This is a genomic window from Pseudomonas sp. Z5-35, assembly GCF_051131945.1.
GTDB classification, from domain to species: domain Bacteria; phylum Pseudomonadota; class Gammaproteobacteria; order Pseudomonadales; family Pseudomonadaceae; genus Aquipseudomonas; species Aquipseudomonas marvdashtae.
In genome coordinates this window covers 3,441,557-3,455,081 of sequence record NZ_CP071640.1, presented here as the reverse complement: position 1 = coordinate 3,455,081, position 13,525 = coordinate 3,441,557, and the positions used below count along the sequence as shown (strand labels likewise).

The window sequence follows — 13,525 nt, the reverse complement described above, 5'->3', positions numbered from 1 at the left end:
TTCATAGGCTGACCACCCGGACCCGATCACCTTCTGCGATACCCAGCGCTGCCAGCATGTCAGGGTGCAGGGACACCGGCTCTTCGGCGTTGACCTCCAGCTCGGCGATGATGGCCCGGAAGTTTCCAAGGCCCTCATTGCTGACCAGGTAACGACCCCGGGCATCGATCTGCCGTCTCTGTCGCGCGATGGTTGAACGGCTGTGGGTGATCGAGCGAATGTTCGTTATCCGGGCATGCAGCGTCGGCCCGCCGTCAAAGATGTCCACGTAGTTATTCGTTTCGAAACCCTCGCGCTCCAAAATGTCGAAGGCTTCCTGGCCATCGGGATGCACCCGGCCGATGCAGGCCTGCGCCTCTGGCGGCAGCATGGGGACATAGATCGGGTATTGAGGCATCAGTTCGGCGAGAAAGGTACGGCTTTGCAGGCCGCACAGACGTTCGGCTTCGGTATAGGGCAGGTCGAAGAAATGCTGGCCGATGGCGTCCCAGAAGGGCGACTGGCCGTCTTCACTGCTGAAACCGACGATTTCGGTGATTACCGCCTCGGCAAAGCGCCGGGGATGAGCACCGATGAACATCAGCCGGGCCCGGGAGAGCAGCTCCGACTCAGGCGTGCGCACGCGCGCGGCGTCGATGTGGAAACCGCGTAGCAGCGTCTGGCCGTTGAGGTCCTGGCACAACGACAGCGCTGGTACGCCATGCTGAATGTTCAGCTCCCGGGACTCGCTGGAAAACGGCCGGTTGCGCAGGCTGTAGAACGGTTCGTTGCAACCGGTCGCGGCGACAATTTCGGAGCAGCCCACCAGACGGCCTGACGCAAGGTCCTGCAAGACAAAAAAGTAGTTCTCTGCGCCAGGGCTCTGCAGATCGGCGTCGAAAGAGGCGCACGAAGCGAGGATTCTGTCCCGCAGGTGATCGGTGTCGTCAGGCAGAGAAGTGACACCTACCAGGCTGTCGCGGGCCAGCTGTTGCACTTGCGGCAAATCGGTTAACCGAACTGGACGTAGAACCAGCATGGATAGCACTCCTGTTCAAAGAGCCCGCGGATAGGTACCGGGCTTGACGATCACTGTCGATGTCCACGCGTTGTAGCTGTAGCCGGAATTTCATCACCGTCGTGTTATAGCAGCGCAGCGAGATAAGCGCTCCAGGTCCGTACTGACTCGGGACTGCGCAACTGGTCATTGCGTACCTCGATCAGCACCGATTCCAGGCCACGGCCGTCGCCGTGTACCGGAACTGTCATGTCGCTCAAGGGACTGACTTTGTAAGGCTGGTTACCGGCCGCCCGCAGCGAATGTCGCCCGAGCCCGTCGACGATGCGCTGGGCGTAGTCCCTGGCTTCGCCAAACAGCACGCCGGCCTCGAGGGCACGCGGTTGTCCATAGAAAACCGGTGTAAAACTGTGGATACCCACCACTCGCACGGTGCGATTTTCGCCCAGGCGTTGGTCGATCAAAGCCCGCAATTGATCATGAAATGGATGGAAGAGGCACTGTTGGCGATATTCGCGCGTTGTGCCGTCCAGGGACTGATTACCGGGAACCTGGTAGATCTCGCTTTGTGCCGGAATGCTGTCGGCGACGTGAAGTGGGCGGTTCAAGTCGATCAACAATCGCGAGTAATTAGCGGACAGCAGGGTTGCTCCGAGGGTTTCGGACAGCCGCTCGGCGAGGGCCAAGGCCCCAATGTCCCAGGCAATATGTTCCTGGGCGGCCGTTTCATCCAGGCCCAGGTCGTTCAGCGCGTCTGGGATGAAGCGGCTGGCGTGCTCGCAAACCAGCAGCACGGGGTGCTCGGATTCCTCCCGGAGCAATCGGAACGCCGGCTTGGTGTACAGACCCCATTCGGTACATTCAATGGATTCACGCATAGAGTTCACAAAGTTTGGCAGGCGACGGTGCCTGGGCCAAGGCCAGCTTCTGGGCCTTCAAGGCTAAACGGGTTTGCACCAACAGGCCAGGTACGGATCGGTGATCGGGTCTCTGGAGAGAGGATCCATGCTCCTTGCCTGGATGGGTACTGAGTTCTTCCGTAACTTCGAAAATAGTATTTGGTTAGCAGGGGCCGCATGTCCAGAGGTTTTTATGATCCGTTTAAAAACCCCTGAAATTATCCGCAAGCCTTGTAGGGCAAGGGTTTGGCTCGAATAATCGAGGTATGTCAGGCATTGCTCCTGTCTGTGTAGGACAAGGCGCCTTTTTGTCTCGAATAATTGATTTCATATAAGGTGCTGTACAAGAAAGCACGGGGCTTTCCCCTCCATCGATTTCCAAATGCCTGAGTATCCAGCGTGCGAGCAACCCACCTGACCCTGATGTGCCATGCGCGTACCGCCGCCCAAAAACAAGCACGCTTCGGGCTGGACGAACCGTTGGATGCCGCCTGGCTGGCGAAGCGTGCTGAGATGGGGCGCGAATATCGGAACGTCCGCGGTCTGCTGTGCGGACCGGAGCTGCGCACGCGCCAGACCGCCGCGTTGTTGGACAACGAGCCGCGGTTGGTACAAGCGTTGGCCGATTGTGACTTCGGTCGCTGGCGCGGGTTGTCCGTCGATGAATTGCTCCAGACTGAACCGCAGCAGCTTCAAGCCTGGCGCGACGATCCGGATGCCGCGCCGCATGGTGGTGAATCCGTCTCCCGTTTGTGTCGCCGTGTCGGCGACTGGCTGGCCTCCCTGGAAAATACACCGGGCCACTGGCTGGCCGTCACCCATCCGTTCGTGATCCGTGCGGCCTTGATCAATGTCCTCAGGTGTCCTGCCGTCATGGTCAACCGGATCGACATTGAACCGCTTTCTGTCATCGACCTGCGGTTCAACAATGTCTGGCGTTTTCGCGCTCGGGGGCCTGCCAGGGAGGTGCTGGAATGAAGAAATTATCGGTGATCGGCATCGGCGCCGGCGATCCGGAACACCTGACGATGCAGGCGGTGAAGGCCTTGAACCTGGTGGATGTGTTTTTCCTGATGGATAAGGGGCCTGCCAAGGACAAGCTGCTGGACCTGCGGCGTGACATTTGCCAACGCTACATCGTCGACCATCCCTACCGTTTCGTCGAAGCCCATAGCCCTGAGCGCCGGCGCAACGACTTGGACTATACGATCAGCGTCGAAGAACTGAATCGTGCGAAGCAGGCCACCTTCGAAAGGCTGATCAACGAAGAATTGTCTGACGGACAGCGCGGCGGTTTCTTGGTGTGGGGCGATCCGTCGCTGTATGACAGCACCCTGCGCATCCTCCAGGCGATCCTTGACTCGGGACGTTGTAATTTTGAATACGACGTGATCCCTGGCATCACCAGCGTCCAGGCCCTTGCGGCTCGCCACAAAGTGTCGTTGAACAGCATCGGTGGCTCGCTGGAAATCACCACGGGCCGACGGCTGGCGGCGGGGCAGGTGGGCGACGCGGGCAGCGTGGTGGTGATGCTCGACGCCGAGGATGCGTATCGGCAGGTGAGCGATCCCGATACCCATATTTACTGGGGCGCCTATGTCGGAACGTCGGATGAGCGACTCATCGCCGGCCGGTTGGGCGACGTGGCCGACGACATCGAACGCACCCGCAAGGCGGCGCGGCAGGCCAATGGCTGGATCATGGATACTTATTTATTGCGCAAGCGTTGATAGCGTTGGCGACTCGCCACGGGGTATGGCTTTAGCCATCCCCATCTTCACCCTCGTCCAAACCGCTCCCGATACACCGATGGCGCCAACCCCACCACACTGCGAAACGCCACGCGGAAGCTTTCCACCGAACGGTAGCCGCACAGCTGGGCGATGATGTCGGTGTTGTCCTCGGTGCTTTCCAATAGCGCCCGGGCCCGCGCCAGGCGTTCATGTTGCAGCCAAGCCTTGGGGGACAGGCCACAGGCCTCGGTGAAGCGGCGCAGGAAGGTCCGTTCGCTCATGGCCGCCTGGCTGGCCAGTTCGCGCACGCCCAGCGGTTCATGCAGACGTTCGCGAGCCCACTGCATAACCCCGGACAGGTCGCTGCGCGGTGTTCGGCTGACCGGCGAGGGAATGAATTGCGCCTGGCCGCCCGTGCGCTGCGTTGCCATGACCAGTCGACGCGCCACGGCGTTGGCGACTTGGGTTCCGAAATCACGTGCCACCAGATGCAGGCAGGCATCGATGCCTGCCGCGCTGCCGGCTGACGTGATGACCTGGCCCGAATCGACGTAAAGCACATCGGGGTCTACAGCAATGGCAGGGTAGTGTTTGGCGAGTTCGTCGGTGTAGCGCCAGTGCGTCGTGGCGCCCAAGCCATCGAGCAGTCCGGTGGCCGCCAGGACAAAAGCCCCGGAGCAGATCGACAGCAAGCGGGCACCGCGGGCGTGGGCTCGGCGCAGGGCCTGGAGCAGGGCATCGGACGGTGGATCGCTGCGGCTGCGCCAGCCCGGCACGATAATGGTCCGGGCCGTGTCGAGCAGCTCCATGCCGCCATCGGCCAATACCCGGAAGCCGCCCATGGCGCGCAACGGCCCGTCGTCGACGGCGACGATGCGGTGCTCATACCAGGGGAAATCGAACTCGGGCCGTGCCAGTCCGAAAATTTCCACGGCGACGCCAAACTCGAAGGTACACAAGCCGTCATAAGCGAGGATTGCAACCAGGCCGGGGGTGGACTGCATTGGCGGAAAATTCCCACAGAGTGTCGTGTGCGCCACTGTAGCGGTTCGCCTCAGGGGGATAAAGTCTCTTACAGCCCTTTCTGTCCCAGGAGACAACACCGATGACCAGTCCCGTGCGCGAAGTGCCTGCTGCCCCGTCCGATCTTGCCCTCCAGCATTTCAGTCGACGCCTGATGTTCGAAACCGATTGTTCCGACGTGCATGCCAGCCAAGCGGCAGGCGAAGCCGATTTTATACTGGTGGATGTGCGTGGCCCGCTGGCCTACGAACGCGGGCACGTGCCAGGGGCGATCAATCTGCCAACCCGTACGCTCACCGCCCAGGCGCTAGGCGCTTATTCCAAGGCCACGTTGTTCGTGGTCTATTGCGCCGGGCCGCATTGCAACGGCGCCAACAAGGCCGCGGTGCGCCTGGCGACCCTGGGCTACCCGGTCAAGGAAATGATCGGTGGCGTCATGGGCTGGCTCGATGAAGGGTTTCGCCTGACCGGCTCGGTGGAGCGCGTGGCGGAGAAGGCCATCAGCTGCGATTGCTGAGACTTTCTACAAGGCAGTTCATCCTGTGGAGAGGGAGCATGCTCCCTCGTCACAGGCGCTTATCTGTCAGGTTTTTCGCAAATCCCATCGTCCTCCGTCAAGCCTGAGGATTTTTATAACTATTTGTCGCCTCAACATAATTCCCCGCCTGAGTGCCTCTCTAGACTCCGTCCACTTCGGTTTTTCGCTGACCGAACGCTGTTTCCGAATCTGCCAATAACATCAAGAAAACCTGCGCACTCAGGAGCAAAAATGAAGAAGCTAGTCATGTTCGGTGCCCTGGCACTGTCCGTATTGTCCCTTTCGGCCGTGGCCGAAGACGCCAAGCCGATCCGCCTCGGGATCGAGGCCGGCTATCCACCTTTTTCGATGAAAACCGCTGACGGCAAGCTGGCCGGCTTCGATGTGGATATCGGCGACGCGCTGTGTGAACAGATGAAGGTCAAATGCACCTGGGTCGAGCAAGAGTTCGACGGGTTGATTCCAGCGTTGAAGGTCAAGAAGATCGACGCCGTCCTGTCGTCGATGACTATCACCGATGACCGCAAGAAAAATGTCGACTTCACCATCAAGTACTACCATACCCCGGCGCGTTTCGTGATGAAGGAAGGCACCGACGTCAAGGACCCGCTGACCGAGCTCAAAGGCAAGAAAGTCGGTGTGCTGCGGGCCAGTACCCATGACCGCTTCGCTACCGAAGTGCTGGTGCCGGCAGGGATCAACCTGGTGCGCTACAGCTCCCAGCAGGAAGCCAACCTGGACATGGTCGCCGGTCGCCTCGACGCCATGCTGGCCGATTCGGTCAACCTCGACCAAGGTTTCCTGAAAACCGACGCCGGCAAGGGCTTTGCCTTCGTAGGGCCGACCTATGAAGATGCCAAATATTTCGGCGGCGGCGCCGGCATTGCGGTGCGTAAGGGCGATAAGGCCCTGGCCGATAAATTCAACGCCGCCATCACCGAAATCCGCGCCAACGGCACCTACAAGAAAGTGCAGGACAAATACTTCGCTTTTGACGTCTACGGGCATTAATCGCTGAAGCAAGCAGGTGGCCCGCCGTTGACCCGGCCGGCCACCTTTTTCATGGGCGATTGTTTTACCCTGCGCCTGTCGAAAACCGTTATCTGGGAGAGCCTATGCAACGCATCGACCATACCCTGCCGTGGAGCCATTTAGGCACGGAGCGCCGGCTCAGCGTGTTTCGCTATGGCCATGGCCCGCGCAAGGTGTATATCCAGGCCAGCCTGCACGCCGATGAGCTGCCGGGCATGCGCACGGCCTGGGAGTTGAAACAGCGACTCAACGACCTTGAAGCGCAAGGGCTGCTCAGGGGCGTCATCGAGCTCGTGCCGGTGGCCAATCCTATCGGCCTTGATCAGCATCTGCAAAGTGCCCACATGGGGCGCTTCGAATTGGGCAGCGGCAAGAATTTCAACCGTTCCTTCGTGGAACTCAGCGCCCCGGTGGCGGAGCGCATCGGGGACCGTCTGGGGGACGATCCGGCCGCCAATATCACCTTGATCCGCCAGACAATGGTCGAGGTCCTCGATGGCTTGCCCACGGCGCCTTCGCAACTCGAAGGGCTGCATCGGCTGTTGCTTCGCCATGCCTGCGACGCCGACGTCACGCTGGACCTTCATTGTGATTTCGAGGCCGCGATCCATCTCTATGCCTTGCCGCAACAATGGCCACAATGGCGCTCACTGGCTGCGCGGCTCAAGGCCGGGGTGGCGTTGTTGTGCGAAGATTCCGGTGGCAGCTCGTTCGACGAGTCCTGCTCCACGCCTTGGTTGCGCCTGGCGAGGATGTTCCCGAACGCGACCATCCCGGCGGCCAACCTGGCGACCACGCTGGAACTGGGCAGCATGAGCGACACCCGAGTCGATCAGGCCCAGGCCAATTGCGAAGCCATCCTTGGATTCCTGGCTGAACAGGGCTTTATTTGCGGCGACTGGCCGGCCGCGCCAGCACAATGCTGCGAAGGTTTCCCGTTCGAGGGCACCCAGTACTTGTTCGCGCCGCATCACGGCGTGGTGAGTTTTCTGCGCGAGGCGGGGGAGTGGGTCGAATGCGCAGATCCGCTGTTTGAAGTGGTCGATCCATTGAACGACCGGGTAACCACCGTTCGAGCCGGAACCAGCGGGGTACTGTTTGCCCTGGATCGCGGACGCTACACACAGCCGGGCATCTGGCAGGCAAAAATCGCCGGGCGCGAGCCGATTCGCGCGGGCAAATTGATCAACGACTGAGAAGTGCTGTCTACCTCACCGCACGGGTCGTTTGCGTGCGGTTATCACTCGATGGAGGAAGACAGATGCTTAAAGCGTTCGCCCTGTTCATGCTGCTGGTATCCGCCGGCGTGCAGGCCCAACCTGCGCTGCACACGGACTTGCCGCTCAATTACCTGGCTCGCGCCGATGAGCAGGCCAGGAACCGGCCGCTGGTGATTTTCCTGCACGGTTCGGGCAGCAATGAAGAAGACTTGCTGTCGCTCGCGGACGAGTTGCCCAAGCATTACAACTACCTCTCGGTGCGTGCCCCCAAGTCCATGGACCCTGGGCGTTACCAGTGGTTTGCCAAAAAAGGCGAGGGCGCCTATGACGGTGACACGTCAGATCTGAAGGCCAGCGGCAAGATGCTGTTGGATTTCATCGAAAAGGCCCGGGCCAAGTACCCGACCGATGCGAGCAACGTGTATCTGGTGGGTTTCAGCCAGGGCGCGATGATGAGTTATGAAGTGGCGCTGCGACACCCCGAAGTTGTCGGTGGCATCGCCGCGATGGGCGGGCGCGTCCTGCCGGTGCTGCGGGCCGAACTGACGCCAGACGAATCGCGGCGGGCGCTGGCCGTGTTCATCGGCCACGGCACGGCGGACCCGATCATTCCCTATCAGGACGGCACCGACGCCGACACGTTTCTCAAGACCCTGGCCCTTGAGCCTGAATTTCACGCCTATCCGGGCCTCGGCCACAACATCAGCGCGCTGGAAGTGAAGGATTTGCGGGCCTGGCTGGAGCGGCTTAACCCGTGAGCGTCAGGCCCGTCACTTGCCGCTGACGATCTGCTTCACTAAAGCCTCATGAGCGGCGCTATCGCTGGCCCTGGAAATGACCTGCACGACCGCCATGCGCGTACCGGAGGCGCCCAGCAGGGTCGTGTCGAGGGTTGGCCCGCCGCCCTGGGTGGCGCGGGTGTCGAGCTGGCGCAGGCCCAGGCCGGAGGTTTTTTGGGTCAGGCTTTTTTCGCTCAGTATCTTGACGTCGGCCAGCGTCTTGTTTTTTTGGGCAGCGAAATCGGCCATGGAAGTGTCGAGGAACGTACCGTCATTATCCTTCACCGTTGTGCCATTGATCAGGGCGTTCTCGGCGGTGATCACCACCGTTCGGGTGGTGGCATTGCTGTACATCGTACCGGTCGCTCCGGCGGTGCCCTGGGCCGCGTCACCGGCGGAAAGGGGGGTGGCGATGAACCCCTTGGGCAAGGTGAAGCTGAATTTGCCGCCGAGCATCGAAACCTTCTGGGCCGGCGCCTGCGCCGCGGCCTTGGGCTGAGCGGCCAGGGCAGGCAATACGACCAGGCTGGCGATCGCCGTCAGCAACAGGGTGGCGGCTTGTTTACGCAGCGATGACATTGAAACTCTCCACGGATGGTCGTGCTTGAGGGCCGATCATCCCATGGGCGTTACCTCGGGTTCCAGCGCAAGACCGATTCCAATCGGGTCAAGTCGATGGCGCCGCACGCGATCGTCAAGGACGATCCCAATACGGCACTTCGCCGAAACACTCCAGGAAAAAGTCGATCACCGTGCGGACCTTCACCGACAGGCGTCGGCTGCCGGGCCAGAGAATGGCGATCTGCTGGGGTTCGAGGCTGTTGGACGTTTCGTAATCTGCCAAGACCGGCACCAGCGTGCCGTTGCGCACGGCTTCGCCGATCAGCCACGACGGAAACATCACCAGGCCAAGGCCTTGCTCGGCGGCCTGGGTCAAGGTGTCGGCGTGGTTGCCAGTGATCGGCCCCCTGACGTTGTAGGGCGTCCAGGCTTGACCCGGCTTGCGGAAAAACCAACGTTGTTGACCGGCCACGCCTTTATAGGCAAGGCATTGGTGGGCGGCGAGGTCCTGAGGCTTACGCGGCGTGCCGTGGCGGGCCAGGTAGGTGGGGCTGGCGGCAATCTGGAAACGGTGCGGCGCGACAATCCGCGCCTGCATGCCGGAGTCATGCAGCGGGCCGATGCGAAAGAGCAGGTCGGCGCCTTCCTGCAGTGGGTCGATGTAACTGTCGGTCTGTTGGATATCCAATTGCAGCTTGGGGTAGCGTTCGCACAATTGGCCCAGCCATGGTGTCAGGTGACGTTGGCCAAACACCACGGGAGCGTTGATCCGCACCAGGCCCGCGGGTTCGCTGTGCTGTTCTTGCAGGGCCTGTTCAGCTTCCTCCAATTGGACCAGCACCAGGCGCGCATGATGCCCAAGCAGGCGGCCGGCTTCGGTGGGCGTGACAGCACGGGTATGGCGATACAGCAACTGCTGGTTCAGCGCCTGTTCCATCAACTGGATCTGCCGGGAAATCGAGGAGGGGGCCAGTCCTTCGCGCCGTGCCACTTCCGAAAAGCTGCCGTGATCGAGCACCGCGACGAACAATCGTAGCGCCTTGAAACCCAATTCGTTGAGGCCGTGCATGAGAAGCGTCCCGCTGTGCGTGTTGCGCAAAAGTGTTATCGGGATGCTCCCATTTATCGCACAGCGACGCCAGCCGATAATAGCCGTCATCTCGTTTCCAGGCAGGTCATCCGATGCAATCAACATCATCCAACGGGGCCGCGTCCATGACGACGGCCACACAACCACGAGCGTTCCTGCGCTGGCTATTGCTGCCGCTGGTCATCCTTGCGGGCATGGGCTTGTCGGTAGAGGCCGGGCTGTTGGGACCGCTCGGTGTCCAGGTCGGTCATCTATGGGCAACGCTGAGCATCTTTGGCGTCGGCTCGGCGCTGTTGTTCCTGCTGTTGCTGTTCAGCGGTCCGCAACAAGGGCCGGCGCTGAACGAACTTCCGCGCTGGCAACTGATCGGCGGCTTGTTGGGGCCGATCTACGTGGTCGTGCTGACGCTGGCCACCCCGCATATCGGCGTCGCCATGACCATGATCGCGATCCTCTCCGGCCAAGTCGGCAAAAGCGTGCTGATTGACCATTTCGGTTGGTTCGGCGCGAGCCGAAAACGGGTCAACGGCGAGCGCTGGCTGGCGTTGGCGTTGATTGTGGTGGCCCTTGTCCTGATTGCCCGAGGTTGATATGAGCGTGTTCTTTTTATTGTTGGTGGTGGTCGCCGCCGGTGCGGTGTTGAGTGTGCAAGCGGCGGTCAATGGCCGCCTGGGCCAGACGGTGGGCGTGTTGCGCAGTAGCCTGCTGACCTTCGTCGTGGGCACTGTGGTCACGGGCCTGCTGATCGTCTTTTTCGAGCCGGCTCACGCGGTCAGCCTGCTGGACGTGCCCAAATGGCAACTGGGCGGCGCGTTGTTCGGCGTCGTCTACATGATCGTCATGGTTGGGGCAGTGCCGCGCATTGGCACGGCCGTGGCAACGGTGGCGGTCATCACCGGGCAACTGGGCATGGGCATGCTGATCGACAACTTTGGCTGGCTGGGCAACCCGGCCATCGAGCTGTCCGGCAGCCGCCTCTTGGCCATGGCCTGCCTGGCACTGGCGCTGGTGTTCATGTACCGCAGCAATACGCGGCGCACCTGAACGGTTCAGTTGGGTTCGACGTCCAGTTGCAGGCTGTCATCGGCCAGACGCTCGGTACGTCGGACAATGCCGCTGACGCGTTGGCCTTCAGCGCTGAACACCACAATCTGGGCTTTTGCCAGGTCTTCCGGCAGCGGTGGGTGCACATGCAGGGCAAACCATGGCGGCTCACCGTCATCGAGGCGCTTGACGTCGAACTGACAGTCGACGCTTTTGGTCTCGCGGCCGAACAGCGTATCGAGACCGTAATCAAGGTGGTTGCTGGCGGTTGGCATCGGCAATCTCCCGAGTTGAGTGTCTGGGTCTAATCAAATGAGTCCTCCAGCGGCGGAAAAATTCCGTTGGATGGCCGGCGATCGATCGCGACGCGGGCGGTGAACGGTTGGCGTTGCTGGTAGAATCGCCCACCTTGACTTACGAGAGGTATGCCCATGAGCGAGCCGATTCGCCTGACCCAGTACAGCCATGGCGCCGGTTGCGGCTGCAAGATCTCGCCCCAGGTGCTGGAAGTGATTCTGGCCGGCAGCGGTGCGCAGAACCTTGACCCCAAGTTATGGGTGGGCAATGCCTCCCGGGACGATGCGGCGGTCTACGCCATCGACGATGAGCGCGGCGTGGTCTCGACCACCGATTTCTTCATGCCGATCGTCGACGATCCGTTCGATTTCGGTCGCATCGCTGCCACCAATGCCATCAGCGACATCTATGCCATGGGCGGTGATCCGCTGATGGCCATCGCCATTCTTGGTTGGCCAGTCAACGTCCTGGCCCCGGAAATCGCCAGGGAGGTGATTCGTGGTGGTCGGTCGGTGTGTGACGAGGCGGGCATTCCCCTGGCCGGTGGACATTCGATTGACGCGCCGGAGCCGATGTTCGGCCTGGCGGTCACGGGCCTGGTGCAAAAGCGCCACATGAAACGCAACGACACCGCCACCGCCGGTTGCCTGTTGTACCTGACCAAACCGTTGGGCATCGGCATCCTCACGACCGCGGAAAAGAAAGGCAAGTTGCGCGCCGCCGACGTTGGCCTGGCCCGGGACTGGATGTGCACCCTCAACAAACCCGGCAGCCGTTTCGGCAAGCTCGACGGCGTGACGGCGATGACCGATGTCACTGGTTTCGGCTTGCTCGGGCATTTGGTGGAAATGGCTGACGGCAGCCAGCTCACCGCCCGCATTCGCTATGACGCGGTGCCGCGCTTGCCGGGCGTTGAGTATTATCTCGATCAGGGCTGCGTGCCGGGTGGCACGCTGCGCAACTACGACAGCTACGCCAGCAAGGTCGGACGTGTCCAGGAACTGCACAAGCGCGTGCTGTGCGACCCGCAGACCAGCGGCGGCCTGCTGGTCGCCGTCACCCCCGAGGGCAACGAACAGTTCCTCGCGGTTGCTGCCGAACTGGGCCTTGCGTTGGCGCCAATCGGTGAGCTGGTCGAGCGACAGAGCTACGCGGTCGAGGTGTCTTGATGCCCAACGACATTACCGATTACCGCGACATCTTTCTCAACGATCGTCCGATGATGGACACCCGCGCGCCCATCGAATTTCACAAGGGCGCGTTCCCCGGCGTGATCAATCTACCGTTGATGACCGACATCGAGCGGCAACGCGTCGGCACCTGTTACAAACAGCAGGGTCAGCAGGCCGCCATTGTCTTGGGCCACCAACTGGTATCCGGTGAAACCAAGGCCCAGCGCATCCAGGCCTGGGCAGATTTCGCCCGGTCCCATCCCGATGGAGTGTTGTATTGCTTCCGTGGAGGCTTACGCTCGCAAATCGTCCAGCAATGGCTCAAGGACGAGGCGGGCATCGACTATCCCAGGGTCGGCGGCGGCTACAAGGCCATGCGCACATTCCTGCTTGAAACGGTCGAGCAGGCCGCTGCCCAGTGCGACCTGGTCCTGCTGGGCGGCATGACCGGCACCGGCAAGACCGAAGTGCTGGCCCGACTGGACAATGCCCTTGACCTGGAAGGCTATGCCAACCATCGCGGTTCAAGTTTCGGCAAACGCGCCACCGGGCAGCCATCCAACATCGATTTCGAGAACCTGTTGGCGGTGGATGTGCTGAAAAAGCGTGCCGCCGGCATCGAACAATTCGTGCTGGAAGATGAAAGCCGCATGGTGGGCAGTTGCGCCGTCCCATTGCCCTTGTACCAGCGCATGCAGCAGGTGCCGATGGTCTGGCTTGAAGACAGCCTGGAGCGGCGGGTCGAGCGGATCCTGCGCGACTACGTGGTCAACCTGTGCGCCGAATTTATCGAGGTGCATGGCGATGAAGGGTTCTCGCTGTTTTCCGAACGGCTGCTCGCAAGCCTGGACAATATTCACAAGCGCCTGGGTGGCGATCGTCATCGGCGATTGATGGACATCATGGAAGCAGCCCTGGCCGAGCAGGCCAGTACCGGCGCCGTCGACTTGCATCGCGGCTGGATCGACGGCCTGCTGCGTGAATATTACGACCCGATGTATGTGTTCCAGCGGGAGAAGAAGGGCGGGCGAATCGAATTTGCCGGAGAGCACGCGGCGGTATTGGCGTATTTGCGTGAGCGCGCTGCTCGGCAAGGATGAACTCGACGCTCATCATCCCGCCGAGCCGAAGCTGGCGCTG

General features: G+C 61.3%; 16 protein-coding genes. 10 read left to right on the top strand and 6 right to left on the bottom strand.

Annotated features, from left to right (window positions below):
• Nucleotide 1 precedes the first annotated feature (1 nt).
• On the bottom strand, nucleotides 2–1,018 hold the full coding sequence (locus J3P95_RS15790) for an arginine N-succinyltransferase (RefSeq protein WP_434557729.1): 1,017 nt from the start codon (nucleotides 1,016–1,018) through the stop codon (nucleotides 2–4).
• A 104-nt stretch (nucleotides 1,019–1,122) separates the two neighbouring features.
• Entirely contained in the window at nucleotides 1,123–1,875 is a 753-nt protein-coding gene (locus tag J3P95_RS15785; RefSeq protein ID WP_434557728.1) for an N-formylglutamate amidohydrolase, read from the bottom strand.
• Nucleotides 1,876–2,295: 420 nt separating this feature from the next.
• Here J3P95_RS15785 and J3P95_RS15780 point away from each other — a divergent pair, with 420 nt between their 5' ends.
• On the top strand, nucleotides 2,296–2,874 hold the full coding sequence (locus tag J3P95_RS15780) for a histidine phosphatase family protein (RefSeq protein ID WP_434580605.1): 579 nt from the start codon (nucleotides 2,296–2,298) through the stop codon (nucleotides 2,872–2,874).
• On the top strand, nucleotides 2,871–3,626 hold the full coding sequence (cobF, locus tag J3P95_RS15775) for a precorrin-6A synthase (deacetylating) (protein ID WP_434557726.1): 756 nt from the start codon (nucleotides 2,871–2,873) through the stop codon (nucleotides 3,624–3,626). The genes J3P95_RS15780 and cobF overlap by 4 nt, the downstream gene beginning before the upstream one ends.
• A gap of 47 nt (nucleotides 3,627–3,673) precedes the next feature.
• Here the strand turns inward: cobF and ftrA are convergent, their stop codons facing one another.
• On the bottom strand, nucleotides 3,674–4,633 hold the full coding sequence (gene ftrA, locus J3P95_RS15770; RefSeq protein ID WP_434557725.1) for a transcriptional regulator FtrA: 960 nt from the start codon (nucleotides 4,631–4,633) through the stop codon (nucleotides 3,674–3,676).
• A 101-nt stretch (nucleotides 4,634–4,734) separates the two neighbouring features.
• Between ftrA and J3P95_RS15765 the strand changes: the two genes are divergently transcribed.
• The 4 genes from J3P95_RS15765 (at nucleotide 4,735) to J3P95_RS15750 (ending at nucleotide 8,200) form a co-directional block, all read left to right on the top strand.
• Complete coding sequence (locus tag J3P95_RS15765) at nucleotides 4,735–5,169, top strand: rhodanese-like domain-containing protein (protein ID WP_434557724.1); 435 nt, start codon at nucleotides 4,735–4,737, stop codon at nucleotides 5,167–5,169.
• Between the two features lie 252 nt (nucleotides 5,170–5,421).
• Nucleotides 5,422–6,201 (top strand): ABC transporter substrate-binding protein, encoded by a 780-nt coding sequence (locus tag J3P95_RS15760; RefSeq protein ID WP_434557723.1) that lies wholly within the window; start codon nucleotides 5,422–5,424, stop codon nucleotides 6,199–6,201.
• 104 nt (nucleotides 6,202–6,305) lie between these two features.
• Nucleotides 6,306–7,418 (top strand): succinylglutamate desuccinylase/aspartoacylase family protein, encoded by a 1,113-nt coding sequence (locus J3P95_RS15755; RefSeq protein ID WP_434557722.1) that lies wholly within the window; start codon nucleotides 6,306–6,308, stop codon nucleotides 7,416–7,418.
• A 65-nt stretch (nucleotides 7,419–7,483) separates the two neighbouring features.
• Nucleotides 7,484–8,200: an alpha/beta hydrolase gene (locus tag J3P95_RS15750; protein ID WP_434557721.1), complete on the top strand. Its 717-nt coding sequence runs from the start codon at nucleotides 7,484–7,486 to the stop codon at nucleotides 8,198–8,200.
• A gap of 12 nt (nucleotides 8,201–8,212) precedes the next feature.
• Here J3P95_RS15750 and J3P95_RS15745 read toward each other — a convergent pair whose 3' ends face one another.
• Together J3P95_RS15745 and J3P95_RS15740 are read right to left on the bottom strand one after the other, a co-directional pair.
• Nucleotides 8,213–8,800 (bottom strand): hypothetical protein, encoded by a 588-nt coding sequence (locus J3P95_RS15745; RefSeq protein WP_434557720.1) that lies wholly within the window; start codon nucleotides 8,798–8,800, stop codon nucleotides 8,213–8,215.
• A gap of 115 nt (nucleotides 8,801–8,915) precedes the next feature.
• The gene (locus J3P95_RS15740) at nucleotides 8,916–9,851 is read right to left on the bottom strand and encodes a LysR family transcriptional regulator (RefSeq protein WP_434580609.1); all 936 of its coding nucleotides are present in this window, start codon (nucleotides 9,849–9,851) and stop codon (nucleotides 8,916–8,918) included.
• 146 nt (nucleotides 9,852–9,997) lie between these two features.
• Here J3P95_RS15740 and J3P95_RS15735 point away from each other — a divergent pair, with 146 nt between their 5' ends.
• Nucleotides 9,998–10,462 (top strand): DMT family transporter, encoded by a 465-nt coding sequence (locus J3P95_RS15735; protein ID WP_434557718.1) that lies wholly within the window; start codon nucleotides 9,998–10,000, stop codon nucleotides 10,460–10,462.
• A 1-nt stretch (nucleotide 10,463) separates the two neighbouring features.
• Entirely contained in the window at nucleotides 10,464–10,916 is a 453-nt protein-coding gene (locus J3P95_RS15730; protein WP_434580612.1) for a DMT family transporter, read from the top strand.
• Between the two features lie 5 nt (nucleotides 10,917–10,921).
• Here the strand turns inward: J3P95_RS15730 and J3P95_RS15725 are convergent, their stop codons facing one another.
• Nucleotides 10,922–11,191, bottom strand: coding sequence for a hypothetical protein (locus tag J3P95_RS15725; protein WP_434580613.1), 270 nt, complete (start codon nucleotides 11,189–11,191; stop codon nucleotides 10,922–10,924).
• Nucleotides 11,192–11,347: 156 nt separating this feature from the next.
• Here J3P95_RS15725 and selD point away from each other — a divergent pair, with 156 nt between their 5' ends.
• Entirely contained in the window at nucleotides 11,348–12,382 is a 1,035-nt protein-coding gene (gene selD / locus J3P95_RS15720; RefSeq protein ID WP_434580615.1) for a selenide, water dikinase SelD, read from the top strand.
• Nucleotides 12,382–13,485 carry a tRNA 2-selenouridine(34) synthase MnmH gene (gene mnmH / locus J3P95_RS15715; protein ID WP_434580617.1) on the top strand — a complete coding sequence of 368 codons (1,104 nt, stop codon included), beginning with the start codon at nucleotides 12,382–12,384 and terminating at the stop codon, nucleotides 13,483–13,485. Before selD ends, mnmH begins: the two co-directional genes overlap by 1 nt.
• Nucleotides 13,486–13,525: the final 40 nt, after the last annotated feature.

Excerpts from the sequence above, each read along its gene's own strand:
- selD (WP_434580615.1), top strand. The coding sequence starts at position 11,348 with ATGAGCGAGCCGATTCGCCTGACCCAGTACAGCCATGGCGCCGGTTGC.
- J3P95_RS15750 (WP_434557721.1), top strand. The coding sequence starts at position 7,484 with ATGCTTAAAGCGTTCGCCCTGTTCATGCTGCTGGTATCCGCCGGCGTG.
- J3P95_RS15760 (WP_434557723.1), top strand. The coding sequence starts at position 5,422 with ATGAAGAAGCTAGTCATGTTCGGTGCCCTGGCACTGTCCGTATTGTCC.
- ftrA (WP_434557725.1), bottom strand. The coding sequence starts at position 4,633 with ATGCAGTCCACCCCCGGCCTGGTTGCAATCCTCGCTTATGACGGCTTG.
- J3P95_RS15765 (WP_434557724.1), top strand. The coding sequence starts at position 4,735 with ATGACCAGTCCCGTGCGCGAAGTGCCTGCTGCCCCGTCCGATCTTGCC.
- J3P95_RS15725 (WP_434580613.1), bottom strand. The coding sequence starts at position 11,191 with ATGCCAACCGCCAGCAACCACCTTGATTACGGTCTCGATACGCTGTTC.
- J3P95_RS15755 (WP_434557722.1), top strand. The coding sequence starts at position 6,306 with ATGCAACGCATCGACCATACCCTGCCGTGGAGCCATTTAGGCACGGAG.
- J3P95_RS15790 (WP_434557729.1), bottom strand. The coding sequence starts at position 1,018 with ATGCTGGTTCTACGTCCAGTTCGGTTAACCGATTTGCCGCAAGTGCAA.
- J3P95_RS15745 (WP_434557720.1), bottom strand. The coding sequence starts at position 8,800 with ATGTCATCGCTGCGTAAACAAGCCGCCACCCTGTTGCTGACGGCGATC.
- J3P95_RS15740 (WP_434580609.1), bottom strand. The coding sequence starts at position 9,851 with ATGCACGGCCTCAACGAATTGGGTTTCAAGGCGCTACGATTGTTCGTC.
- J3P95_RS15785 (WP_434557728.1), bottom strand. The coding sequence starts at position 1,875 with ATGCGTGAATCCATTGAATGTACCGAATGGGGTCTGTACACCAAGCCG.
- J3P95_RS15735 (WP_434557718.1), top strand. The coding sequence starts at position 9,998 with ATGACGACGGCCACACAACCACGAGCGTTCCTGCGCTGGCTATTGCTG.
- mnmH (WP_434580617.1), top strand. The coding sequence starts at position 12,382 with ATGCCCAACGACATTACCGATTACCGCGACATCTTTCTCAACGATCGT.
- J3P95_RS15730 (WP_434580612.1), top strand. The coding sequence starts at position 10,464 with ATGAGCGTGTTCTTTTTATTGTTGGTGGTGGTCGCCGCCGGTGCGGTG.
- cobF (WP_434557726.1), top strand. The coding sequence starts at position 2,871 with ATGAAGAAATTATCGGTGATCGGCATCGGCGCCGGCGATCCGGAACAC.